General features: G+C 47.7%; 27 protein-coding genes, 1 rRNA gene and 1 other annotated feature. Of the genes, 2 read left to right on the top strand and 26 right to left on the bottom strand.

The genetic code is table 11. From position 1 onward, the window contains the following. Nucleotides 1-62 precede the first annotated feature (62 nt). The 16 genes from rplJ to FHS16_RS30465 all read right to left on the bottom strand — a co-directional run bounded on the left by rplJ (nucleotide 63) and on the right by FHS16_RS30465 (nucleotide 12,704). Nucleotides 63-566, bottom strand: coding sequence for a 50S ribosomal protein L10 (gene rplJ / locus FHS16_RS30540; protein ID WP_183571376.1), 504 nt, complete (start codon nucleotides 564-566; stop codon nucleotides 63-65). Nucleotides 567-623: 57 nt separating this feature from the next. Next, nucleotides 624-790: a sequence feature (ribosomal protein L10 leader region), on the bottom strand. Between the two features lie 12 nt (nucleotides 791-802). Next, nucleotides 803-1,495, bottom strand: a complete 693-nt coding sequence (gene rplA, locus FHS16_RS30535; protein ID WP_183571375.1) for a 50S ribosomal protein L1 — start codon at nucleotides 1,493-1,495, stop codon at nucleotides 803-805. A gap of 100 nt (nucleotides 1,496-1,595) precedes the next feature. After that, nucleotides 1,596-2,021 carry a 50S ribosomal protein L11 gene (rplK, locus tag FHS16_RS30530; protein ID WP_028609671.1) on the bottom strand — a complete coding sequence of 142 codons (426 nt, stop codon included), beginning with the start codon at nucleotides 2,019-2,021 and terminating at the stop codon, nucleotides 1,596-1,598. 123 nt (nucleotides 2,022-2,144) lie between these two features. Further along, a complete protein-coding gene (nusG, locus tag FHS16_RS30525) occupies nucleotides 2,145-2,678 on the bottom strand; it encodes a transcription termination/antitermination protein NusG (protein ID WP_053373884.1) in 534 nt (177 codons plus the stop codon). A 24-nt stretch (nucleotides 2,679-2,702) separates the two neighbouring features. Next, a complete protein-coding gene (gene secE / locus FHS16_RS30520) occupies nucleotides 2,703-2,912 on the bottom strand; it encodes a preprotein translocase subunit SecE (RefSeq protein WP_138756299.1) in 210 nt (69 codons plus the stop codon). An 18-nt stretch (nucleotides 2,913-2,930) separates the two neighbouring features. After that, entirely contained in the window at nucleotides 2,931-3,080 is a 150-nt protein-coding gene (gene rpmG, locus FHS16_RS30515; protein WP_015847242.1) for a 50S ribosomal protein L33, read from the bottom strand. A 314-nt stretch (nucleotides 3,081-3,394) separates the two neighbouring features. Beyond that, nucleotides 3,395-4,045, bottom strand: coding sequence for an RNA polymerase sporulation sigma factor SigH (sigH, locus tag FHS16_RS30510; protein ID WP_054025342.1), 651 nt, complete (start codon nucleotides 4,043-4,045; stop codon nucleotides 3,395-3,397). Between the two features lie 297 nt (nucleotides 4,046-4,342). Further along, on the bottom strand, nucleotides 4,343-4,867 hold the full coding sequence (locus FHS16_RS30505; protein ID WP_183571373.1) for an NYN domain-containing protein: 525 nt from the start codon (nucleotides 4,865-4,867) through the stop codon (nucleotides 4,343-4,345). Between the two features lie 3 nt (nucleotides 4,868-4,870). After that, entirely contained in the window at nucleotides 4,871-5,626 is a 756-nt protein-coding gene (gene rlmB / locus FHS16_RS30500; protein WP_183571371.1) for a 23S rRNA (guanosine(2251)-2'-O)-methyltransferase RlmB, read from the bottom strand. A gap of 44 nt (nucleotides 5,627-5,670) precedes the next feature. After that, the gene (locus FHS16_RS30495) at nucleotides 5,671-6,105 is read right to left on the bottom strand and encodes a Mini-ribonuclease 3 (RefSeq protein ID WP_183571369.1); all 435 of its coding nucleotides are present in this window, start codon (nucleotides 6,103-6,105) and stop codon (nucleotides 5,671-5,673) included. Continuing rightward, complete coding sequence (gene cysS / locus FHS16_RS30490) at nucleotides 6,102-7,541, bottom strand: cysteine--tRNA ligase (protein ID WP_183571366.1); 1,440 nt, start codon at nucleotides 7,539-7,541, stop codon at nucleotides 6,102-6,104. The genes FHS16_RS30495 and cysS overlap by 4 nt, the downstream gene beginning before the upstream one ends. Further along, entirely contained in the window at nucleotides 7,538-8,200 is a 663-nt protein-coding gene (gene cysE / locus FHS16_RS30485) for a serine O-acetyltransferase (RefSeq protein ID WP_183571364.1), read from the bottom strand. The genes cysS and cysE overlap by 4 nt, the downstream gene beginning before the upstream one ends. A gap of 520 nt (nucleotides 8,201-8,720) precedes the next feature. After that, nucleotides 8,721-10,184 (bottom strand): glutamate--tRNA ligase, encoded by a 1,464-nt coding sequence (gltX, locus tag FHS16_RS30480; RefSeq protein WP_183571362.1) that lies wholly within the window; start codon nucleotides 10,182-10,184, stop codon nucleotides 8,721-8,723. Nucleotides 10,185-10,260: 76 nt separating this feature from the next. After that, nucleotides 10,261-10,743 (bottom strand): 2-C-methyl-D-erythritol 2,4-cyclodiphosphate synthase, encoded by a 483-nt coding sequence (gene ispF / locus FHS16_RS30475; RefSeq protein ID WP_183571360.1) that lies wholly within the window; start codon nucleotides 10,741-10,743, stop codon nucleotides 10,261-10,263. Then, nucleotides 10,740-11,459, bottom strand: a complete 720-nt coding sequence (gene ispD / locus FHS16_RS30470; RefSeq protein ID WP_183571358.1) for a 2-C-methyl-D-erythritol 4-phosphate cytidylyltransferase — start codon at nucleotides 11,457-11,459, stop codon at nucleotides 10,740-10,742. Before ispD ends, ispF begins: the two co-directional genes overlap by 4 nt. Nucleotides 11,460-11,606: 147 nt before the next feature. Next, on the bottom strand, nucleotides 11,607-12,704 hold the full coding sequence (locus tag FHS16_RS30465) for a PIN/TRAM domain-containing protein (RefSeq protein WP_183571356.1): 1,098 nt from the start codon (nucleotides 12,702-12,704) through the stop codon (nucleotides 11,607-11,609). A gap of 176 nt (nucleotides 12,705-12,880) precedes the next feature. Between FHS16_RS30465 and FHS16_RS30460 the strand changes: the two genes are divergently transcribed. Continuing rightward, nucleotides 12,881-13,276, top strand: a complete 396-nt coding sequence (locus FHS16_RS30460; protein ID WP_138756310.1) for a nucleoside triphosphate pyrophosphohydrolase family protein — start codon at nucleotides 12,881-12,883, stop codon at nucleotides 13,274-13,276. Nucleotides 13,277-13,358: 82 nt separating this feature from the next. Here the strand turns inward: FHS16_RS30460 and FHS16_RS30455 are convergent, their stop codons facing one another. Further along, entirely contained in the window at nucleotides 13,359-13,976 is a 618-nt protein-coding gene (locus FHS16_RS30455) for an HD-GYP domain-containing protein (protein ID WP_183571354.1), read from the bottom strand. 159 nt (nucleotides 13,977-14,135) lie between these two features. Here FHS16_RS30455 and FHS16_RS30450 point away from each other — a divergent pair, with 159 nt between their 5' ends. After that, nucleotides 14,136-15,098, top strand: a complete 963-nt coding sequence (locus tag FHS16_RS30450; protein WP_183571352.1) for a tyrosine-type recombinase/integrase — start codon at nucleotides 14,136-14,138, stop codon at nucleotides 15,096-15,098. Between the two features lie 290 nt (nucleotides 15,099-15,388). Here the strand turns inward: FHS16_RS30450 and pssA are convergent, their stop codons facing one another. From pssA to rrf, 9 genes are all read right to left on the bottom strand, one after another. Continuing rightward, the gene (gene pssA / locus FHS16_RS30445) at nucleotides 15,389-16,135 is read right to left on the bottom strand and encodes a CDP-diacylglycerol--serine O-phosphatidyltransferase (RefSeq protein ID WP_183571350.1); all 747 of its coding nucleotides are present in this window, start codon (nucleotides 16,133-16,135) and stop codon (nucleotides 15,389-15,391) included. 86 nt (nucleotides 16,136-16,221) lie between these two features. Next, nucleotides 16,222-17,298: a DNA integrity scanning diadenylate cyclase DisA gene (gene disA / locus FHS16_RS30440; protein ID WP_183571348.1), complete on the bottom strand. Its 1,077-nt coding sequence runs from the start codon at nucleotides 17,296-17,298 to the stop codon at nucleotides 16,222-16,224. A gap of 11 nt (nucleotides 17,299-17,309) precedes the next feature. Further along, on the bottom strand, nucleotides 17,310-18,677 hold the full coding sequence (gene radA / locus FHS16_RS30435) for a DNA repair protein RadA (RefSeq protein ID WP_183571346.1): 1,368 nt from the start codon (nucleotides 18,675-18,677) through the stop codon (nucleotides 17,310-17,312). A 346-nt stretch (nucleotides 18,678-19,023) separates the two neighbouring features. After that, nucleotides 19,024-19,395 (bottom strand): antibiotic biosynthesis monooxygenase, encoded by a 372-nt coding sequence (locus FHS16_RS30430; RefSeq protein WP_183571344.1) that lies wholly within the window; start codon nucleotides 19,393-19,395, stop codon nucleotides 19,024-19,026. Between the two features lie 145 nt (nucleotides 19,396-19,540). Next, a complete protein-coding gene (clpC, locus tag FHS16_RS30425) occupies nucleotides 19,541-22,000 on the bottom strand; it encodes an ATP-dependent protease ATP-binding subunit ClpC (RefSeq protein WP_183571342.1) in 2,460 nt (819 codons plus the stop codon). Between the two features lie 2 nt (nucleotides 22,001-22,002). Continuing rightward, on the bottom strand, nucleotides 22,003-23,091 hold the full coding sequence (mcsB, locus tag FHS16_RS30420; RefSeq protein WP_183571340.1) for a protein-arginine kinase McsB: 1,089 nt from the start codon (nucleotides 23,089-23,091) through the stop codon (nucleotides 22,003-22,005). 19 nt (nucleotides 23,092-23,110) lie between these two features. Further along, nucleotides 23,111-23,632: a protein-arginine kinase activator protein McsA gene (mcsA, locus tag FHS16_RS30415; RefSeq protein ID WP_183571338.1), complete on the bottom strand. Its 522-nt coding sequence runs from the start codon at nucleotides 23,630-23,632 to the stop codon at nucleotides 23,111-23,113. 35 nt (nucleotides 23,633-23,667) lie between these two features. After that, nucleotides 23,668-24,129, bottom strand: coding sequence for a CtsR family transcriptional regulator (locus FHS16_RS30410; RefSeq protein ID WP_183571336.1), 462 nt, complete (start codon nucleotides 24,127-24,129; stop codon nucleotides 23,668-23,670). 290 nt (nucleotides 24,130-24,419) lie between these two features. Then, nucleotides 24,420-24,508, bottom strand: a 5S ribosomal RNA gene (rrf, locus tag FHS16_RS30405); the annotation flags it as partial.

Below are 24,508 nucleotides of genomic sequence, written 5' to 3'. Positions count from 1 at the left end.
TTTTTGTTTTATCCTAAGCCGGCTTACGCCGGTTCAATACTGTAAGCGGTCTTGAGTAGAAATTAAACGCCTGCTTCTTGTTTTTCACCGACTGCTTTAACTGCAAGCGCGAAGTTGCGCACTGGAGCTTGCAATACGCTGAGTAGCATAGAGAGCAAACCTTCGCGGGACGGAAGTTCCGCAAGAGCTTTAATTTCTTCTTGAGATACGACTTTACCTTCTACAACGCCGCCTTTAAGTTTCAAAGCATCGTTTTTCTTAGCAAAATCGTTCAAAATTTTTGCTGGAGCAACAGCGTCTTCCTTACCGAATGCAATTGCAGTAGGACCTGTAAGAATGTTGTTCAATTCTACATAATCCGTACCTTCAGTTGCGCGGCGAACGAGCGAGTTTTTAAGAACTTGGAATTCAATTCCTGCTTCACGAAGCTGTTTCCGAAGCTCAGTAACTTGCGCAACGTTCAATCCACGGTAGTCAGCTACTACTGTACTGGAGCTAGAAGCAATTTTCGCCGCGATTACGGCAACTGCCTCTTGTTTCTCTTGGATGATATTTGCGTTAGCCAAACTGTACACCTCCCGTAATAGTATACATTCCGTTAATTACGACGGGCTTTCCACGCCTCGATGCATGAGAAAGGCCTTCGCAGACACTGCGAAGGCCATGATGTCGTTATCGCGCATCAACCCGGAAAGGATTGAATATTGCTTACAAACGTTTTATCATAACACCTCGGTAGGAAATTAAGCCTTATGGCACCTACTGTCTACGGTATGCGTATTCGAATTTAGTTCCGTTCTTCTTAGCGATAAACCGCTGTAGAAACACGAGCGCCAGGGCCCATTGTCGAAGAAACGGCGATGTTTTTCAGGTAAACACCTTTTGCAGCAGCCGGTTTAGCACGGTTAAGTGCATCGATCAATGATTTGAGGTTCTCGTTGAGTTTCTCAGCATCAAATGATACTTTTCCGATTGGAGCATGGATTTGACCTGCTTTATCAAGACGGTATTCAATCTTACCGGCTTTAATTTCTTGAACGGCTTTAGCAACGTCAAACGTTACTGTACCAGCTTTAGGGTTAGGCATCAAGCCTTTACCACCAAGAATACGTCCAAGTTTACCAACTTCAGCCATCATGTCCGGCGTTGCTACGCAAACGTCGAATTCGAACCAGCCTTGTTGGATTTTGTTGATCATGTCTGCATCGCCGACAAAGTCTGCGCCCGCAGCTTCCGCTTCTTTCACTTTTTCGCCTTTTGCGAAAACGAGAACGCGTTTTGTTTTACCAGTTCCGTGTGGAAGTACAACTACGCCACGAACGGCTTGGTCTTGTTTACGCGGGTCTACACCCAAACGAACTGCTACTTCAACGGATTCGTCGAACTTAGCTGTTGCTGCCTTCTTTACAAGCTCAATCGCTTCTAAAGGCTCGTAAGTTGCTTCGCTGTCAATCAGCTTAACAGCTTCTAGATATTTTTTACCTTGTTTAGCCATTGTAATTTCCTCCTCATGTGGTAGTAGCGAAAAATCCTCCTAAGGATGATCCTCCCACTCGCGAAAGCCGAAGCTTCGCAAAGCAAGCTACTGAGTAAAATTAGTCAACAATAGTTACGCCCATGCTGCGAGCAGTACCTTCAACCATACGCATTGCTGCTTCAACTGAAGCTGCGTTAAGATCCGGCATTTTTTGCTCAGCGATTTCGCGAACTTTGTCACGTTTTACAGTAGCGACCTTTTTCTTGTTCGGTTCGCCTGAACCTTTTTCGATACCAGCTGCGACGCGAAGCAATACTGCTGCCGGCGGCGTTTTTGTTTCGAAAGTGAAAGAACGGTCTTCGAATACTGTAATAACGACTGGAATAATCAAGCCTGCTTGATCTGCGGTACGAGCATTAAACTCTTTACAAAACGCCATGATGTTAACGCCTGCTTGACCAAGTGCTGGACCGATCGGCGGCGCTGGGTTTGCTTTACCTGCAGGAACTTGCAATTTGACCATTTTAATGACCTTTTTTGCCATGCCTGACACACCTCCTTACCCTTTATTCCATGCGTAAATAGCATATGCCACTGATTAAGAGGCATTGCCACTTCGCGTCCAAACCTCCACCGGTTTAACCCAGTGGGTTTTGGAAACCAGATATTATATCTTCTCCACTTGAGTGTAATCCAGCTCTAGCGGGGTCTCCCTGCCAAACATGTTTACATGAACCTTTAACTTCGCTTTGTCCAGCAAAATTTCTTCTACTGTACCAACAAAATCTGCGAAAGGACCTACTTTGACGCGAACCGTTTCTTTCAGATCAAACTCGATTTTCGGTTTCGGCTCTTCCATGCCCATGTGCTTGAGTATTTGCTCAACCTCATCTGGCAATAGAGGAATCGGTTTTGAACCTGATCCAGTTGATCCTACAAATCCAGTTACGCCAGGCGTATTTCGAACAACGTACCATGAATCGTCGGTTTGAACCATTTCCACAAGAACATATCCGGGGTAGACTTTACGTTGGACAGTCTTTTTCTTACCGTCCTTCTCTACCACTTCATCTTCCATAGGAACGAGCACGCGGAAGATTTTGTCTTCCATGCCCATCGATTCAACACGGCGCTCCAAATTGGCTTTCACCTTGTTCTCATAGCCTGAGTAAGTATGCACGACGTACCATCTTTTTTCCATCACAAATCCACCTTTGGACCATTCTTAAACAATGAATTCAACCAGAGACGAGATCCCGATGTCAAGAAGCCAGAAATAAATCGTTACAAACGTGATCGTCAACAATACCACGATCGAATAGCTTGTCAACTCTTTACGGCTTGGCCAGCGAACCTTCTTAAGTTCCGCCCAGCTGTCGGCAAAAAAACTAAACGTTGTACCAAAGCTTTGCTTTAGTTTAGCCAAAAATGCCACGTTCACACCTCCAATTGACTATCTCGTCTCGCGATGAGGAGTCTGCTCGTTACAGAACTTGCAAAACTTCTTCAACTCGATGCGGTCGGGGTGATTGCGTTTGTTCTTGCTGCTCGCATAGTTTCTCTGTTTGCAGTTTGTGCATGCCAACGTGATAATTACCCGCATTGAATTACACCTCCCGAACTGCTACAAAATACGAATCATGAAGCTCTATATGAAAGTTCATTGATTCCAACGCCAAAACGAAAAAAAACCTCGATTTTAGGCCTACCTAAACACTTTATCACACAGCAATTTTGATGTCAATGTAAAAGATAAGTGTCAAGCCTGCGAAAAACTGGTAATCACAAGAGCATCGGGCTCGTTTCTACCATTATAGTCTACTTACGCCCGTTTAAAACAAAAAGGACCTATATTCCATCTAGACACCGCCAGATGGAAGACAGCCCTCATTAATGACGATTTACGTATGAATGCGTTTAACCGCTAATGTCTCTGACTTCCAAATAACGTTCTAGCTTGCGTTTCACTCGTTGGAGAGCGTTATCAATGGATTTCACGTGTCGATCCAAATCGACAGCAATTTCCTGATACGATCTTCCATCCAAATAAAGCATAAGCACCTTGCGCTCAAGATCGCTTAAAATCTCGGACATCTTGTCTTCCAGACCAATAAACTCTTCTTGATTGATAATCAATTCTTCGGGATCAGATACTCGCGTACCACAGATGACATCCAGCAGCGTGCGATCCGAATCTTCGTCATAAATGGGCTTATCAAGCGATACGTAGGAATTAAGCGGGATATGCTTCTGACGCGTGGCTGTTTTGATGGCGGTAATAATCTGTCTAGTAATACACAACTCCGCAAAGGCCTTGAAGCTAGCTAGCTTGTCCCCTTTGAAATCTCGAATTGCTTTATATAGACCTATCATACCCTCCTGCACGATATCTTCACGATCCGCACCGATAAGAAAATAGGAGCGCGCTTTAGCCCTCACGAAATTCTTATACTTATTAATCAAGTATTCCAACGCCATACTGTCGCCATTGCGGACCGCTTCGACGATATCCTCGTCCGTACTGCTGTCATACTCAAGCGTACTCCATTCTTTGAGGTCGATACTCACGAACTATCCCTCCGGCCTGCAAGGCGTACACCGCTAGATTCGTATTCACGCAAATTTATCCTGCCGATCCAGTAGCATGGCCCCGGCAGCAATTTACGTCCAAAGATAAGAAAGTTTCTTATGGAAATACAGCACGTTCTTATCGCTAATAATAGAGTCAGTATACATTATGTAACCTTACACCGTCAACCAATCGGGCATCCGTAAACTATCGAGTATCTAGCAATTTTGTAACTTTGTGGAATCTGCATTGGCATTCGCTTCGCAACCTTAGCAAACACCGCTGCTATCCTTCCACTATTTCTCTCCGCGCCTTAGCTTTTCAAGTTGGCTGCGAATTTCAAGACTGATTATCCCATCAACCGAATTGCGCGTGCCAGGTTTATCTTCACGGAGCGATTGCTCAATGTTTTTCCGGTTTTGACCAATATCGATGAGCAATTCACGGGCAGAAACCCTAAGCGCGCCTTTGCCGAAAGCAACATGCTGCTCCACCAAATCCGATGTGGCTACGTAAATGTTCCTGCGGCGTACATATAGCTCGGAGCATAGACGCTCGATGCACTCGTCGGCTGTTTCCTTTTCTTTCGTATATACGATTGTCAGCTTATGATGTCTATATGTTGCGCCTAGTCCTGGAACTTGATGTGCATCGAATACGACGTATACCTGCATCCCCGTAAAGCCTTGATAGTCTGCCATCATGTCCAGCAGCTTGTCCCGCGCTTCCTCAAGGTCATACTCCTTCAGCTTCTCTAGCACGGGCCAAGCGCCAATCATGTTATATCCATCGACTAACAAAATATCGTCCTTCCGGTTCATCACCTAAAGGCTCCGGCGTTGGCGTACAACCTCATACATAAGAACGCCTGCCGCTACAGAAGCATTCAGGGAGTTCAACTGACCTAACATCGGCAATTTAACAAGGAAATCGCATTTCTCCTTGATCAGCCTTCCCATTCCTTTGCTTTCATTTCCGATAACCACAACGAGCGGCATGTCGAATTTCATTTTGTACACGTCCTGCGAAGCGCTCAGGTCGGTGCCAGCTACCCACACTCCAGCCTCTTTCAGCTTATCGATGGTTTGAGCGAGGTTCGTCACGCGTGCAACCGGCACATGCTCTGCCGCTCCGGCTGATGTTTTCAGAACCGTCGCCGTTAAGCCTGCGGACCTTCTTTTCGGAATTATCACGCCATGAACCCCAGTACATTCTGCCGTACGCAATATCGACCCAAGGTTATGCGGATCTTCGATCTCATCGAGCAGCAGAATAAAAGGAATTTCATCCCGCTCCTTCGCGCGTTCAAGAATTTCCTCTACCTCGACATACGCAAATGCGGCAGCCTGTGCAACTACCCCTTGATGCGTAACGCCAGGCGTTAAGCTGTCCAGCTTTCTTTTATCAACGAACTGTACGACGATGCCGAATTTTTTCGCTTCCGCGACAATCGGCTGTGTTAATGTTTTCTGAGCGCCGTCGGCAATCCAAATTTTATTGATTTCTCGTCCGGAGCGCAAAGCTTCCAGTACCGGGTGTTTGCCCGCAATCATCTCGTCTTGTATCGTTTCTTCCGTCATTCGGTTACCCTCCTCGTATCTTTATAGTATCGTGCAAAGCTCTTTTAGCCTTCGACTGTCTGTTGTTTGCCGATGGCAATCGAAAATAGCTCATGCATGCGTTCGATGCGTCCTTCATAATAAAGATAACCGACTAAGCTCTCCAAAGCCGTAGCAAGCCGATAATCTGCAAGGTCCGCATTTTTGGGAGGTGCTCCCGATTTTGAATTGCGGCCGCGGCGGACGATGTCCGCCTCTTCTTCAGTCAGATGCGGCTGCCATAGATCAAGCACCCTTTTCTGGCCTTTAGCCGAAACAAACTTTGTTGCCTCACGGTGTATATGATGAGACTTTTGGTTAGGTAGCGATATTAAATACTGCCTTACCAAAAGCTCGAACACAGCATCGCCCATATATGCAAGGATGACGGGATTCATCAGCTGCGGCGTTTTGGAGGGTGCGTGAAACAACAGTGCGTTCGCATCTATGCGCTCGCTCATTTGCGCCGCCAGCGGATACCTTGAGGCGTATCCTCAAGAACAATGTTTTTTTCTGTGAGCAGTACCCGAATTTCATCCGCTCTCGCCCAATTTTTCGAAGCTCTTGCTTCCGTACGCTCTACGATAAGCTGTTCGATGTCCGCGTCAAGCAGCTCTGAGTCCGCCTGCTGCTGCGGCAGCAAGCCAAGCACCGCATCCATGTGCTCGAGCAGCGTGAGCAAAGCACTAACCCCGCCTGCGGCTGCTTCGGATCGATTGAGATATTGATTCGCCTCGGCAACCAAGTCAAACACGGAGGTAATTGCGTCTGGCGTATTGAAATCATCGCTCATTTTGGCATGGAACTGGTCATGAATAACTTTCAGCCTTGCATCGAGCTCTGCATCATCAGATGCGACAAGTCCAGTTCCTGCTGCCGCTTGGTTTGCTCCGCCTGCAGACGCTGCAAGCCTATGCCTAAGGTTGACCGCGCAATTAGCGATCCGCTCCACGCTATTCTCTGCTTGAGCTACGGTATCATCGCTGAAATTAAGCGGACTGCGATAATGCGTAGAAAGCATGAAGTAACGAATCGCATGAGGCTTAACCCGCTTCACAAGCTCATGTACCGTGATGCCATTGCCAAGCGATTTGGACATCTTCTCATTATTGATATGAATGTACCCGTTATGCATCCAATAATTCGCCAGCGGCTTTCCTGTCAGCGCCTCGGATTGCGCCACTTCGCATTCATGGTGGGGGAATTGCAGATCATGCCCTCCTCCGTGAATATCAAGCGTATCGCCAAGGTAAGCGCGAGCCATAGCCGAGCATTCAATGTGCCAGCCCGGACGCCCTTCCCCAAAAGGACTTTCCCACTTAATCTCTCCCGGCTTCGCGCCTTTCCACAATACGAAGTCCTGCTGATTCTCTTTGCGGTCGCCAATCTCAACACGAATACCAAACTGCAGCTCTTCGATGTTCTGATGCGACAGCTTCCCATAATCAGCGAAAGCAGCCGTTCGGAAATAAACATCGCCATCGCTCATATATGCATAGCCTTTGTCGATTAGACCTTGGATAAACGCAATAATTTGAGGAATATGCTCCGTTACTCGCGGATTGAGCGTTGCCTTATGCACGCCAAGCGCTTCAATGTCTGCATAAAATGCCGCAATGAACTTTTCTGCTACTTCAGGCACTGTTGTATCAAGCTGTTCGGCTTTGCGGATAAGCTTGTCGTCCACGTCCGTAAAGTTAACGACGTATTGCACGTCATTCCCCGACTCCTCCAAATACCGCCGAACAACGTCAAAGAAAATGACAGGGCGTGCATTGCCAATATGGATATAATCGTACACGGTTGGACCGCATACATACATTTTGACCTTACCCGGTTCTTGGGGTACAAAAGGCTCTTTAAGCCTCGAAACTGTATTGTAAATGGATACTGTCATTTTCGTATCTCTCCTCCGGCCACTGGTTCCCGAAGCTGCTTCAGCTCGGTTTTTAATTCATCAATTTCCTTCTGCATCGTACGGAACATTTCAATTACCGGATCCGGGAGCTGCGTATGGTCTAGACGGTCGCCTACCCGCTCGCCGTTTCGCTTCACGACGCGCCCAGGATTTCCGACTACCGTACAATTCGTCGGCACTTCCCGAAGCACGACCGCATTGGAGCCTATATTGGAAAACTCGCCCACTTGGAAGGAGCCCAGCACCTTCGCTCCGGAACCAATAACTACATTATTGCCAATTGTCGGGTGGCGCTTACCTTTTTCCTTGCCGGTTCCGCCCAGAGTGACGCCTTGATAGATCACAACGTCATCGCCAATCTCGCAGGTTTCCCCGATAACGACACCCATGCCGTGGTCAATAAACAGCCGATCGCCGACTCGCGCGCCTGGATGGATCTCTATCCCTGTCATGAACCGGCTTACCTGAGAGATCATTCGAGCTATCGTGAACCAGCCTCTTCGGTATAACGGATGAGCAATGCGGTGTGCCCATATGGCATGCAAGCCCGAATAGGTGAAAACAACCTCGAAGCGGCTGCGTGCAGCCGGATCATTCTCAAAAACCGCTTGGATGTCCGATCGAAAGTGACGAAACATAAGCAATGCTCCTTTTTCATGCGCTCATAAATTTCCAATAAAAAAAGCCCCTGCAGCATATTATGCTGCAGAGGCGTGCAATCTCGCGGTTCCACTCTGCTTGAACAAGCAAGGCGACGTAGCCTTGGATCATTCATCTCAAAGTCTTTAACGCAGACGATACGTTGCTGCCTACCCTGCCCAGTCCCATGTACGCCTTCAAGAACGATTATGCGTCTCCGCCTAATCCTACTGATCGTGCATGTCATGCTGAAGCAGCTCGGAACAAAGCTCCCAGGTGCATATTTCCGTTCGGCGGACCAGACAACTTGCAGCCCCATCCGAGTCTCATAGCCGCACCAAAATGGGGCGTCGATTCGAATGACGGTTGTCCTCTCTGCGAATCCACAAGCAAACGTACTTCTCCTGTTCATGGCCGTTCGATTCATTCTTCTATTAGTCATAGTATACCGAATACCCAAAAAAGTGACAAGGGTATTCTATCCGTACGTTTTGCTTACCCTTATGCCCGTTAAACTGACTAACTAGCCAGACGGTTCCGAAGACGCTTAACAACCTTCTCCTTGCCGAGCAAAGCAAGTGATTGATTAAGGTCAGGACCATGCGTCTGTCCCGTCAGCGCTGCCCGGATCGGCATGAACAGCTGCTTGCCTTTAAAGCCGGTAGCTTTCTGAACGGCTTTAATCATGTCCTTGATGCCGTCAACCTCGAATGGCGTCTCGCCCGCTTCAATAAGCGTCAAGAAAGCCTGGAGAACGGTCGGAACCTGCTCCTCCGCCAGAACCGCTGCTGCCTCTTCCTCGTCCTCCACCGCATCGCGGAAGAAAAGCTCCGTCATCGGCACGATATCCGAAGCGCTGCGCAGCTTGTCTTGATGCAGGGCAACCAAATCCGTCACCCATGCGCGTCCAGCAGCGTCGAGTTCACTCTCAACGCGGCCCGCCTGCTGAAGGTGCGGCAGACATAGATCAACCACTCGAGCCGTGTCAGCTTTTTTCAAATATTCGTTATTCATCCAGCTCAGCTTCTGCGTATCGAATACGGCAGGGCTTTTGCTTAATCGATCCGCATTGAATACGGAGACCAGCTCTTCGCGCGTAAAGATCTCTTGCTCGCCCTCTGGCGACCAGCCCAATAGCGTTATGAAATTAAACATGGCTTCAGGCAGATAACCTAAATCGTCATACTGCGAAATGAACTGAATAATAGACTCGTCGCGTTTGCTTAACTTCTTGCGCTGTTCATTCACGATAAGCGTCATATGTCCGAATATAGGAGGCGCCCAGCCAAAAGCTTCATAGATCATCAGTTGGCGCGGCGTATTCGAAATATGATCTTCGCCGCGTAGCACATGGCTGATTCTCATCAAATAATCGTCCAGTACAACCGCAAAATTATACGTAGGTATGCCATCCTTCTTCACGATGACGAAATCGCCCATTTCGGCTGTATCAAAGCTGATCGAGCCTTTAACTAGATCATCAAATGCATAGGTACGCCCTTCCGGCACGATAAAGCGGATGCTCGGTACGCGGCCCTCCGCTTCGAAAGCCTGACGCTGCTCTTCGGTCAGATGGCGATGGCGACCGGAATAGCGAGGCGTCTCGCCGCGTTCTGTCTGCTCTTCCCGCTCCTGCTCCAGCTCTTCCTCCGTACAGTAGCACCGGTAAGCAAGACCTCGATCTAGCAGCTCCTGCCAATACTTGCTGTAAATGTCGAGGCGTTCTGTCTGCCGATACGGTCCGTAGCCGCCTCCAATATCGATGCTTTCATCCCAGTCGATGCCCAGCCACTTCAAATACTTGAGCTGGCTTTCTTCCCCGCCAGCAACATTGCGCTTCACATCGGTATCTTCGATCCGAATGATGAATTTGCCGCCTTTGTTTCTTGCATACAAATAATTAAATAAGGCCGTTCTAGCGTTGCCGATATGTAAATGGCCCGTCGGTGACGGGGCATAACGAACTCTTACCTCTGCTGTCATCTCCAATTACCTCCTAAAAGTTTAGCGTAGCGATTGCAGGTCTCCGCAAGCAATGCCTCTCCATGAATAAATCCGATCATATCACATCCATGATTAGACAAACAACGGATTGCGCCGCAATCCCCTCACCGCGTCCCGTGAAGCCAAGCTGCTCGGTTGTCGTTGCTTTGACGTTTACCTGTGAAATGTCCGCTTCCAGCGCCTTTGCAATGACAGCCGTCATTTGCGGAATATACGGCAGCATTTTGGGCCGCTGCGCTATAATGGTCGAATCGATATTGCCAAGCTTATAGCCGCGCTCGCGCACGAGTTTCCATACGTCCTCAAGCAGCTTCAAGCTGTCAGCATCTTTGTATGCTGCGTCCGTGTCAGGAAAATGCTTGCCGATATCCCCAAGCCCAAGCGCGCCTAGAATGGCATCCGTAATCGCATGAAGAAGCACATCCGCGTCTGAGTGGCCTAGCAGCCCCTTTTCATAAGGAATCGTTACCCCGCCTATTATACACGGACGACCCTCTACCAATTGATGCACGTCAAATCCTTGTCCCACTCGAATCATCTTTGTTCACCTTTCCCCTCTGCTCTGTCGGCACGACGCTTCGCAAGCAAAAATTCCGCCCACGGCAAATCCTCAGGCGTCGTTATTTTAATATTGGTGTATTCCCCTTCAGCGACCGTAACGTTCACGCCCATGCGCTCAACCACCATCGCATCGTCCGTCCCAACGAACCGCTCCGCCAAAGCCCGCTCATGCGCTTCCAGCAGCAAGACGCGCCGAAAAGCCTGCGGCGTTTGTATCGCCCACAAGCTTCGGCGGTCTGGCGTAGAGACGATCACGCCCGCTTCATTGACTTGTTTAATCGTATCTTTAACAGGAACGGCGAGTACGGAGGCACCGCTTTGTTCCGCTTGCGTACAGCATGCGCGCACAGCCTCAGCGGTGACAAGCGGGCGTACCCCGTCATGGACCATCACCCAGTCCGTTGACAGCTCCTGCAGCCCGCAATGTACGGAATGCTGCCGCTCTGTTCCTCCGGCTACAACTGCCGTTACTTTCGACATTCCATATTCCTTCACCCAATCGCGGCAGCGTTCCACATCGTCGCTTCCGACGACAAGCACCGCTTCCTTGACCCAATCCAGTGACTGAAAAAACTCTAGCGTATGAACAAGTATAGGCTTGTCCGCCAGCTGCAAATATTGCTTGCTTTCCTTCGTACCCATCCGCGTGCCTTTACCGGCCGCTACGATGATGACTCCCCAATCTGCTCCCATGTACCGACCCGCCTCATACCGTGTTAAAGGATATGCGTCTATACAGCTTTCCTTATAGCTGCCCTATCCTTCACCGCGAAACGAGCTTTTGCCGCCATGGAGCGGCGTCAGCCGTTTGCGCTTAAACAATAGTACTATCATACCTTGTTATAGCGCTTTTTCCAACAGCTTCGGCTTTGCGAATATCATTCTCCCAGCTGAGGTTTGCAGCACGCTGGTCACGAGCACTTCCATCGTTGTGCCAATGTATTCGCGGCCGCCCTCAACTACGATCATCGTGCCGTCATCCAAATAAGCGACGCCTTGCCCATGCTCTTTACCGTCCTTTATCACTTGTACGATGATTTCTTCTCCCGGTAAAACAACTGGTTTTACTGCATTAGCTAGATCATTAATATTGAGCACAGAAACACCCTGCAGCTCGCATACCTTGTTTAAATTGAAATCGTTGGTCACGACTTTCCCATGCAGCGCCTTGGCTAGCTTCACAAGCTTGCTGTCCACCTCACCGATCTCTTCGAAATCCCCTTCATAAATCAAGACCTTCACATCAAGCTCTTTTTGAATTTTGTTCAAAATATCAAGCCCGCGGCGTCCTCTATTGCGTTTAAGCAAATCGGATGAATCTGCAATGTGCTGAAGCTCCTCGAGCACAAACTCCGGAATGACCAGCGTGCCTTCAATGAATCCAGTCTTGCAGATATCCGCGATCCGTCCGTCAATAATAACGCTCGTATCGAGTATCTTATGTTCCTCGTAGCCGCCAGCCTCGTCAGCTGCGGGCGCAACCCTGCGCTTCTCCAGCATGGCAGCAAACCCGTCTGCAAGCTCCTGCTGCTTATTCAAGCCAATGCGCATGCCCAAATAACCAAAGCATACCATCATTGCTGCCGGAATTAAGCTTCCGAGTCCTTCAAGACCCGATACCGCTGGATAGATCAATACAGTAAGCAATAAACCTGCAAGAAGCCCTCCCGCGCCCGCGATAAGCTGCTGCATCGGAAGCTCAGCCGCCTGCTCGGCTCCTTTTTGCATATAACGGATAATTTGACCTGCGAGCATCGTTGCCACAACTACACCAAAAACCGCGCCAATGGCTACATTCATGTAATAAGTGCCGGATCGCTGCAGCATACCGAAGGATGAGCCTGACCATACGGCCGCTCCATTCACCCATCCGTATACCTCGCCACCTGCCATACCACCGAACAACATCCCCATCAATTGAATAATTCGTCTAACCATTATGGTTCACCTCCACTACAATTATGTTCCAATAATTGCCTTGTTAACCGTGGGGGCGCCTATTAATTGCAAACATTTATAAATTTTAATAATTCACATTTTGTAAACGGTCGGGTTCAAGCTTATAATGGAGTTAAAGATTTCAACATACGAGGTTGGTGAAAGAGGTGGAACCGATGAGCGCTCCTACACTGGATCAATTTCAGCAGCAAGTATCCGAATTGCTGCTTAGGCACCGCAGCTTGTTAGATGTTATGTCCAAATTCGGACAGTCCGGCGCTTCGGTCAATCGCGCAGTCACGAAAGCAGTCACTGACTGCGGCTGTATCGAGCTGAACGCACGCAAGCAGCAATATTCGGATGAACTGAATCTTGAGAATGCCAAAACGACGCTGCAAAGTCATCTCACTGGCGCCGTTTGCGAGCATTGCCGTGACGCGCTTAAGAATGATTTAGGGCGCAATCTGTTCTACATGACTGCATTGTGCAACTTGCTGGATATTCAGTTGGATGAGGTTATTGCAGATGAATACGACAAATGCTCAACATTAGGTCTGTTTAATTTAACGTAGCATACAAGAACGCTGTCAGCATGAAGCTTTGGGGAGCCTCTCTCTCCAAAGCTTTTTTTATTACCGGTTTATTTCTCTTTTTTTATATGCCGTTCAAATATATCCCTATCTCATGCTCCGGAAGCTCCAGCACCAAATCAACGATTACAGCGTCAAATTGCGTATTCCGGTGTCGCTCAAGCTCTCTGTAAGCTTCGGATGCAGTTAGCGGTTTCTTATAAGGCCGCATGGATAACATCGAGTCCAGCGCATCGATAACGGAACAGGCTCTTGCAAACAAAGGAATCTGCTCGCCTTTCCTGCCCTCCGGATATCCCGCTCCATCATATCGCTCATGATGAAACCTTACCAACTGCAAAATATTTTCGTCATAAAAAGATTGGTTTCGAAGGATCTCCTCACCATAGACAGGATGCTTGCGAAGTACGCTCCACTCCCAGTCGTTCAATCTCTCTTTTTTATGCAAAATATCGTTCGGCACCTTCGTTTTCCCTACGTCGTGAAGAAAGCACCCTCTAATGAACGCAGCATGCTCCTTCTCATCAATCGGTAAATATGGAACAACAATTTCGGCTAACAAAGCTACTCTTACACAATGCCTGTACGTAGCAGGGCTCTTATACATCAAGTACTTCATCCAACTGCCCGCGCCCGTATGCTGCATAGAAATCACTTCCGCATAGCTCTGACTAATCGTCATCCGTTTCTCCTCTTCAACCGAATTAAAACCGAATTAAAATGACAATTCAGTTGCCTTTGTAACTTTTTTTGTAAATCATAGTCTATAGATTAGAAAAAATATACATACAGCGAGGTGTCGCATAATAACAGTTATACGACAACAAGAGGAGGATATCTGATGAGAACAGAAGCTATTTTTGAAGAAAAAGCCTTATTGCACGTAATGCCCGAGAAAGAACCGCGCTTTACAGACGAACAAAAAATCCAAATGTTTTTGAGCAGCAGAAGCCAATCCCAACATACCTTCAAAAGCTACTTCAGAGCAATCGAACGCTTTCGCCTGTTCATATCCGGAAGAGACCTGAATGATGTTTCTTGGCGAGAAATAGAAGCATTCAAACTCTTTCTGATGTCCATAAAAAACGAGAAAACCGGGCTCCCGCTGGCTCCCGCGACCATCTCTGCCATTATTGCCGCTCTCAAATCTTTATATAAATGGGGCTGCGATCCCAACATCGGTTTGTTCAAACAGAACCCGACCAGCAGTGTCCGCCTCCCCGTTATTCCCTTAACGAGCAAAAAGCATTTTCTCACAAAAAACGAAGTTGGCAAGCTTCTGCATTTTCTGCAGCATGACAATGAGCGCAACTATTTAATTGCTTTGAGCCTTCTCCTGCTTGGACTGCGCGTCTCTGAGCTATGTGCAGTCAAATGGTGTGATTTCTATTCAGACCCGTTAGAGTCCACCGTGTGGCTTACGGTTACGAAGGGCAAAGGGGGGAAAGTAAGGGATATCAAGGTTCCTCGCCATTTATGGATGCTATACTCTCGCTATCTCGACCGCCAGCCTAATCTAAGCAATCGTTCCGATGTTGTTATTTTCGGTATATCGTCAAGGCAAGTTGAGCGAATGATTAAGATTTCTTGTTCCAAAACTGGATTGGACAAGCCCGTTACACCTCACTGGTTGAGGCATACTAACGCAACACTCGCCTTGCTGAATGGCGCCTCTTTGCAACAGGTTCAAGAAAGCTTAGGCCATGCACATATCAATACGACGCAACGCTACCTGCATACGGTGGAACAGCTTGCCAAATCGGCTTCTGATTATGTAGAGGATGTATTAATCAGCTATATCTAGAAGACTGGATCAAAAGGTTCTTTTGACCTAGACAACCGCTCTCAACGTTGTTAAGATGGTATTAATGGCATATAATAGTAAGTAACAAATTCGTTTATAGTGTCTAATTTTGTCGTATAACTGTTATTATGCGACTAACCATTTGAAAATATATTTATTTTTTCGTTAATTGATTCTTACATAATGCATTAATAATCAAATAACTAATAAATACACAAAAAATAGCGATTCCAAACACAATTTGCTGTGTTCGAATCGCTATTTTCTCATTTCTCGTATTTATTTGCATGTCATGCAGGTTTTTCTGATTGGACGGTATCATCAACAACCTCGTCACGCTTCTTACGTTTCCGATTCCGCTTGGGCAGTCGGCGATCAACGTTTTTTTTTAGGCCGTACAGCGCATATAACAGCAGCGGTACAAACAGTATTTTGGAAAGATCATTTTTGAAAAACAAACCAAGCACCACAGCCACTACAATGATAATCGGTACAACCCAAACGGCACTCTTCGGAATGCCAACTTTCTTGAAGTTTGGATATTTAATCGTACTCACCATGAGCAGAGAAAGTACAACCGTGCTTGTTAACAGTATTGAAACATAAATGTCGTCTTTGAATAAAGCCATTGTCGCTAGGACGCCTCCGGCTGCCGGTATAGGGAGACCGATGAAATAGCCTGGAGCGCTTGAAATCACATTAAAGCGAGCAAGCCGCAGTGCGCCGCATATGGGAAACAACGCCGTAACAATCCACGCCAAGGCGGGACTAAGATCTTGAAAAGCAACAACGTACATAATAAAAGCTGGTGCTACGCCAAACGAAATGACATCGGATAACGAATCAAGCTCCTTACCGAATTCGCTTTGAACGTTCAGCGCCCGAGCAACGCGTCCGTCTACACCATCAAGCAGCATGGCGATCAAAACCATCATTGCCGCTGTATCTGGTTTTTCATTAAATACAAGAATGATGGCGATTACTCCTAAGAATAAATTCCCCACCGTGAGAAGGCTCGGTATCGATTTTGCGATCATCTTTTCCACCTCTTCTCTACTATGCCCCAAAACACGAACGAATGCACAAGTTCGTACAGAACCACATTCTATCTATTGTATGGGATTTAGATTTGCCTGTCAATGAACATCTGCTCTTGAATCCGCTTAAGACCCTCTTTGATCGCACGTGCACGTACTTCTCCAATGCCCTCTACTTCGTCCAGCTCCTCGATTGTGGCCATCAGAATATGAGGCAGACGTCCAAAACGTTCAATTAAGTTATTCATGATGATGAGCGGCAATCGAGGAATTTTGTTCAGTAAACGGTATCCGCGAGGCGAGACGGATTCATCATTCATATTGCTTGTATGTTGGTAACCAATTAGCCGAATGATTGGCGGTGCATCCAATAGCTCATCCGAGCTTAGTTTTTTCAGACCAGCACGAATTTCCCGGATTTTTTCATCCGAATTTTCTTTCGCGTAGTCTTTAAGTAAGTACCAGGCGTCCTCTTCCACGCCTCCAACCAGCTCATCCATTTGCATGCTGATAAGACGGCCTTCCGTACCAAGCTCATTCACGTAGCGTTTGATTTCCATTTTTATTCGCAGCACCATCTCAACGCGCTGGATGACATGAGCCACTTCCTGGAGGGTAACCAGCTCCTCGAACTCAAGCGCCGATAAATTCGTAAATGATTGGCTTAGCACCGCTTTGTATTTCTCCAGCGTTTGAATCGCTTGATTCGCTTTCGTTAGAATGACGCCCATATCTTTCAGAGAGTATCTGAGGTTGCCTTGGTAAAGTGTAATGATGTTGCGCCGCTGGGATATGGAAACGACCAGCTTGCCGGTCTGCTTCGCCACGCGCTCCGCCGTACGGTGCCTAATTCCCGTTTCTATCGACGGAATCGAGCTGTTCGGGATGAGCTGCGTGTTCGCATACAATATCCTTCGCATATCCTCGCTTAGTATAATCGCGCCATCCATTTTGGCTAGCTCATACAAATAGTTAGGCGAGAAATCGCAGTTAATGGAGAAACCCCCATCGACGACCTCCATAACCTCAGGACTGTAGCCTACAACAAGCAATGCCCCCGTTTTGGCCCGAAGCACATTCTCAAGCCCATCACGAAAAGGGGTACCTGGTGCGACTAATTGCAACAATTGATTCATAATTTCAAGCTGAGTAGGTTCTTTCATCGTCTGCCCCCCTATCCAAGCGCTGCCTTAAGTGCTTCCGACACTGTGCTTACGCCGATAATTTCAATACCTTCGGGCGGCTTCCACCCTTTTAAACTTTTCTCCGGCATAATAACGCGTTTGAAGCCCAGCTTCTCTGCTTCTTTCACCCGCTGTTCCGCCCGAGATACTGCGCGAACCTCACCCGTAAGCCCAACCTCGCCAAATATAACATCGTATGGCTTCGTTGGCGCGTCTCGAAAGCTGGAGGCAATGCTGACTGCAGCCGCGAGATCGACTGCCGGCTCGTCAAGCTTTACACCGCCTGCCACATTCAAATAAGCATCCTGCGTTTGCAAAAACATTCCGTTGCGCTTCTCGAGCACCGCGATTATAAGCGCCATGCGGTTGTGGTCGATACCCGTTGACATTCTTCGCGGGGATGGAAAGTTTGTTGTCGCCACTAGCGCCTGGAGCTCCACGAGTACGGGTCTAGTTCCCTCCATGCTCGCAACGACCGTCGAACCAGATACGCCAAGCGGCCGCTCGGATAAGAACAATTCTGAAGGGTTCGAAACTTCCCGAAGTCCATCCTCGCCCATTTCGAAAATGCCGATTTCATTCGTCGAACCGAAACGGTTTTTGACAGCACGCAAAATGCGATAAGTATGATGGCGCTCTCCCTCGAAATAAAGAACACAATCGACCATATGCTCAAGCAATCTTGGGCCGGCAATAGCCCCTTCCTTCGTAACGTGGCCGACCAGAACCGTTGCAACTCCTTTGATTTTGGCTACTCTCATGAAATGCGCTGTACATTCACGAACCTGCGATACGCTTCCAGGCGCAGATTGCACATTGGGGTCATATACGGTCTGTATGGAGTCAATGACGAGAAAATCCGGCTGAACCGATTCGATCGCATCGTTAATTTGCTCCATATTGGTCTCGCATAATACATACAGCGATTCCGTCAAGGCACCTAGACGATCCGCTCTAAGCCGCGTTTGCCGTACCGACTCCTCTCCCGAAATATAAAGAACCTTTAGCCCTTTCACGGCAAGGGCATGCGAGGTCTGGAGCAGCAGCGTTGACTTCCCGATACCTGGGTCTCCGCCGACAAGGATTAATGAGCCCGGCACAACGCCTCCGCCTAACACGCGGTTTAGCTCAAGCATCCTTGTTTCAATACGTGGCTCTTGCCCACTTTCTATATGTATGATGGACTGCGGCTTTTCTTTCGCATGAAACGAAGACAATCCGACTCCCTTCGTTTTAACCACTGTTTCCTTCTCTTCGACCATGGAATTCCATGCATGGCAGCCCGGGCATTTGCCAAGCCATTTCGCCGATTCGGTCCCGCATTCTGAACAAACAAACTTCGTTTTTATTTTGGCCATTCTATACTCCTTAAACGTTATGGGCTAGCATGAATAGATGAAGCCAACCCTAGCGATTCTGCTTAAACTAACACTATATAAAGTTTACCATTTTATCCCCCATGTATAAACCCACATTGTGCACGAAAAAAAGGCGATAACCTAGCTATTATTCGTTAACCACAGCTAAACCTATCCCATTTGCCCGTTTTTTTATTCTATCCACAGATTTGCCAACAACTTATCAACATTATCCACAAGTCATCAACATATCCCCACAGCAGCAGCTTGAAAAAACGGCATAAAAAAGGCTCCCTTTATCCACAGTGGATAAGAGAGCGCTCCAATACCTTTATATTCGTAACATTCATTCAGCATCCGACACGCCTTCACTGTGCTGTACAATTCCCGCTTGTCTGGCAACTAGTACGCGATGCGTAGTGAGCTGCGAACCAAGCATTACGCATTCTGTTTGCTTCCCTTCCGCGGACTTATGCGATCCCTTGTATGCATGTGCTTGCCGGAAGGAGTCACTGTTCACCCAGCCCTCAAAAGACGCTTTATTTTCCCAAGTCGTGCTGACCTTCAGCTCATCGCACTCCTCTAGTCCTTCCGTGAACAATACCTCCATTCGTAAAAACCCTGGGGATAAATCAATTCCCTTTGAATTTTCGAATCGGTTAGCCACAGTCTCCCCATAACCTTTTTTTACTTTTATCGTATTGGTAACAACTATCATCGTTGTTCCTCCTATTGTATCGCATCCTATTCTTCTATTATACGATAATGATTCTCATTGTCAATTAATTGCAAAATAAAAGCTGTCCCGCAGACTGATGTTTCTGTTCGCGGGACAGCTCGCATTAAACGATTATTGGGTTGTATTACTTGGTTGTGGATTCCTCAGGCTCTTGTTCCGAAATAGACTTGCTGACCGTTAAGCCGCCGTCTTTTTCATCGATTGTGAACGTATCGCCTTTTTGGATTTTGCCCATTAGCAGATCCTCTGATAAGCGATCCTCGATATGCTTCTGAATAGCACGACGCAACGGACGTGCTCCATATTGCGGGTCGTAGCCTTCTTTGGCAAGAAACGCTTTGGCAGCATCGGTCAATAGGAAGTCAACCTCTTGCTCGCGCAGGCGCTTGCGAAGCTCCTCTGACATCAGCGTTACGATTTGAGCGATATGCTCCTCACCAAGCGAATGGAACACGATGCTTTCATCGATACGGTTCAAGAACTCAGGACGGAAGCTTTTCTTAAGCTCCGCCATAACTTTGTCCTTCATTTGCAAGAAATCACGTCCTGCATCCTGAACGGCGGTAAAGCCCAAGGAAGAATTCTTTTTAATTTGATCGGCGCCGACATTCGAAGTCATGATGATCAAAGTATTGCGGAAATCGACCATACGTCCTTTCGAATCGGTCAGTCTGCCATCTTCAAGCACTTGCAGCAAAATATTAAATACTTCCGGATGGGCTTTCTCGATCTCATCGAGCAACACCACGGAGTAAGGCTTGCGGCGAACCTTCTCGGTCAATTGGCCGCCTTCTTCATAGCCAACGTAGCCCGGAGGCGCTCCGACTAGACGGGACGTAGAGTGCTTCTCCATGTATTCCGACATGTCGATTCGGATAACGGCATTCTCATCTCCGAACATCGCTTCGGCAAGCGCTCTTGCCAGCTCTGTTTTACCTACACCAGTCGGACCTAGGAATATGAATGAGCCGATAGGACGCTTCGGATCCTTCAAGCCTGCACGAGCACGGCGAATAGCTCTCGAAACCGATTTAACCGCATCCTCTTGACCTATGATACGATCATGGAGGATATCTTCCATCTTCAGCAAGCGCTCGGTTTCGCCTTCGGCCATTTTGCTTACCGGAATTCCTGTCCAGCTTGCAACGACCTGAGCAATATCCTCCGGCGTTACTTCAGAATCAGTACGCCCTTGTTTTTCTTTCCACTGGTTTTTCGTAATGTCGAGCTCTTCGCGAATTTTTTGCTCCGTATCACGAAGCGCCGCAGCTTTCTCGAACTCCTGGCTCTGAACCGCTGCATCCTTTTCTTTGCGAATATCCTCAAGACGGTTTTCTAGCTGTTTCAAGTTGGGAGGTACCGTGTAAGAATTCAAACGCACTTTGGAACCAGCTTCATCAATAAGATCAATCGCTTTATCCGGCAGGAACCGATCTGGAATATAGCGATCTGACAGCTTCACCGCTTGCACAATCGCTTCATCCGTAATTTTCACACGGTGATGTGCCTCATATCGGTCACGCAAACCGTACAAAATTTGAATCGCTTCCTCAGGAGATGGCTGATCCACCGTTATCGGCTGGAATCGGCGTTCTAACGCCGCATCCTTCTCGATGTACTTCCGGTATTCATCCAGCGTCGTAGCGCCGATGCATTGCAATTCGCCGCGTGCCAATGCCGGCTTTAGAATGTTCGATGCGTCAATCGCTCCTTCTGCCCCGCCTGCACCAATAAGTGTATGAAGCTCATCGATGAAGAGAATGATATTGCCTGCTTGCCGAATTTCGTCCATGATCTTTTTAAGACGATCCTCGAACTCGCCGCGGTATTTCGTACCCGCTACAACCGAACCCATATCTAACGTCATTACGCGTTTATCACGCAATGTTTCAGGAATTTCATTTTCAATAATTTTCTGGGCAAGACCCTCGGCAATGGCTGTCTTACCAACGCCCGGTTCGCCAATCAGTACGGGATTATTTTTGGTACGGCGGCTAAGCACTTGAATAACGCGCTCGATTTCCTTGCTGCGCCCAATAACAGGATCAAGATTTCCTTCTTTTGCATAGGCGGTCAAATCTCTGGCAAGACCATCTAGCGTCGGCGTGCTTACGTTGGCTTGAGATCCGTGATTGCTCGATACGGCCTCACTGCTGCCTAGAAGCTGCAATACTTGCTGACGAGCCTTATTAAGGCTAATGCCGAGATTATTGAGCACGCGCGCTGCCACGCCTTCTCCTTCACGAATAAGGCCGAGCAGAATATGCTCCGTGCCTACATACGTATGTCCAAGCTTTCTTGCCTCATCCATCGAGAGCTCAATTACTTTTTTCGCGCGAGGCGTATAAGCAATATTGTTAGGCTGTTCTTGACCGCGGCCGATCAATGCTTCAACCTCGTCCTGAATTTTTTCAAGCCCGAGTCCCAGCCCGATTAATGCTTTTGCTGCTATGCCTTCCCCTTCGCGAATAAGACCAAGTAAAATATGCTCCGTACCTATATTGTTATGTCCTAGACGAACCGCTTCTTCCTGCGCCAATGCCAGCACCTTCTGTGCTCGCTCCGTAAATCTTCCAAACATCATAGTTACGCACCCCCATGGCCTTTTTCCACACGCAATTGATTGCGTATGAGTTCTGCTCTTCTGAAATCCCTCTGGTCTGGACTCATCTTCTCATCGAAGGTTTGCTGTAAGAATCCAGGCTGAGTCATGACTAAGAGCTCGTTTAACATATGCGGCGTGACATCCGGCAATATGCCGAGGTCTGCGCCGAGCCTTACATCAGACAGTCGCTGCGCAGATTCTTTCGAATCCATAATCTGGGCATGTGATAATATCCCATACGATCTTTTCACGCGATCTTCTGTCCTTAATCTTGAATCATGCATCAGCCGCTTGCGAGCAGCCTTCTCGTGCTCAATAATTTGCCTTGCTACGCCGTATAAATTTTCAATGATTTCATTCTCCGATTGTCCTAGCGTAATTTGGTTCGACACCTGAAATAAATTGCCAAGTGCCTCACTCCCTTCGCCATACAATCCTCTAACGGCTAATCCAACCTGCGTTACCGCTGACAATATGCGATTAATTTGCGACGTAAGCACGAGAGCCGGAAGATGCATCATAACCGAGGCTCGAATGCCCGTTCCCACATTCGTCGGACAAGTCGTCAGATAACCGCGTTTCTCATCAAAGGCATAATCCGCAGATTCCTCAAAAATATCGTCAATTCCGCTGGCCAATGCCCATGCTTCCTGGATTTGAAAACCCGGATACAGACATTGAATGCGCAAATGATCTTCTTCGTTAATCATTATGCTAACAGATTCGTTATCGCTCAAAATAACGGCCCCGCATCGCGAATCATTCGCTAAATTAGGACTGATTAAATGCTTTTCTACAAGCACCCTTTTATCAAGCTCACTCAAATCCGATAATACGATCGTCTCAAAAGAACCAATAGACTGCAGCTTGCCGCTCTGACTCACTTCTGTGAGCTGATCCATTACATCCTTGGATTGCTGATTTGTTGCAAGCAGCGGAAAAGGCTGATGACGTAAATTACGCGCTACCCGCACTCTGCTGCTTATGACAATTTCGGATTCGGGGCCAGTGTCCTTCATCCATTCACTAAGCGCATGCTGTGAGAATCGATGCTTAGTCAAGAGGATCATTCACTCCTTCTATGCCAGCCTACAGGTCTGCAATTTTTCGTTCCAACTCGCGTATCCGGTCACGCAGCTGTGCCGCGCTCTCGAACTCCTCTTGATCAATCTTCTCCTGCAGGTTCCGCCTCAGCTCCTCAATTTCCCGCTTGCACTGGATTTGACCGCCTGAGCGCTTGGGAATCTTGCCGCTGTGCACGGTACTGCTGTGAACACGCTTGAGCAGCGGATCGAGCTTGCTTTCAAACGCTTGATAACAGGAGCTGCAGCCGAAACGACCGATCTTGCTGAACTGCGTATAAGTAAGGCCGCATTCCTCGCATTGAAGCGTTGGCTGCTTAATACCGACGATACCCGAACCTCCTAACTGCTCGAAGTCAAGAAGACCTGACAATAAACTATGAATGGAAAAACTATTCGGCGCGCCAGGAATGCCTTCTCCCTTCTCACGAGCACAGCTTTCACAAATGTGAAATTCGGTTTTCTCACCATTGACGATTTTTGTAAAATGAAGCGTAGCCGGCTTTTGGCCGCATTCTTGGCAAAACAAGCCTGATCCCTCCTCCCGGTATTAACGGCTGTTCGTTATTTAACGAGCAGTGAGATAAGCATGGACCTAAGCAACCGCGCCCGAATTTCATCTCTTAACGGCAGCTTGAGCGCGATGGTATCGCGATGGACTGCCGCACGAAGCAAATTCCCTTCGCGTTTGGTTATAAGCCTTGCTTCCTCAAGCTGATAAATAAGTCCTTCCGCCGCACCTTGGTCCACGCATTCCCCCACCGTTTCTTCGATGTGGAACTGAATTGCCTTCAGTGCCGGAAGATCAATCCGATGTATTCGGATATAGCCTCCGCCTCCGCGCTTACTTTCAACCATGTATCCTTTCTCCATGGTAAATCGAGTACTGATTACATAATTGATTTGCGAAGGTACACATGAAAATTTGTCAGCCAAGTCATTGCGTTGAATTTCTACTGCGCCCTCCGGACTATCCTGGAGCATATGCTTCAAATACTGCTCGATGAGATCGGAAATGTTTCGCAAACCACCAACCTCCCTGAGAAATAACCAATAAAACTAAAATTGAAACAAATTAACAGTAAAGGTGTTACAATCAAATCAGTCATACACCAAATATTCGGACAATTGACTTTGACTTTCTTTGACCTTGATTTTATTATATGCAATTTCCGCAAAAGGTCAAGTGCTCCTTAAAAATCATTTACCATTAGCTTGGTGTCGTTGCAGGCCGTTTATACATATACCTTTAGAAAATAAATCATAATAACGGGTAAAACAAAAAACCTACCGCATAAATGCGGTAGGTTTCTCGTGCTTGGCGACGTCCTACTCTCCCAAGACCCTGCGGTCTAAGTACCATTGGCGCTGGAGGGCTTAACGGTCGTGTTCGGTATGGGAACGC

The organism is Paenibacillus endophyticus (assembly GCF_014192395.1).
GTDB classification, from domain to species: Bacteria; Bacillota; Bacilli; order Paenibacillales; family Paenibacillaceae; genus Pristimantibacillus; species Pristimantibacillus endophyticus.
Note: the sequence above shows the minus strand (reverse complement) of the source record. Positions and strands in the feature narration are given on the sequence as shown.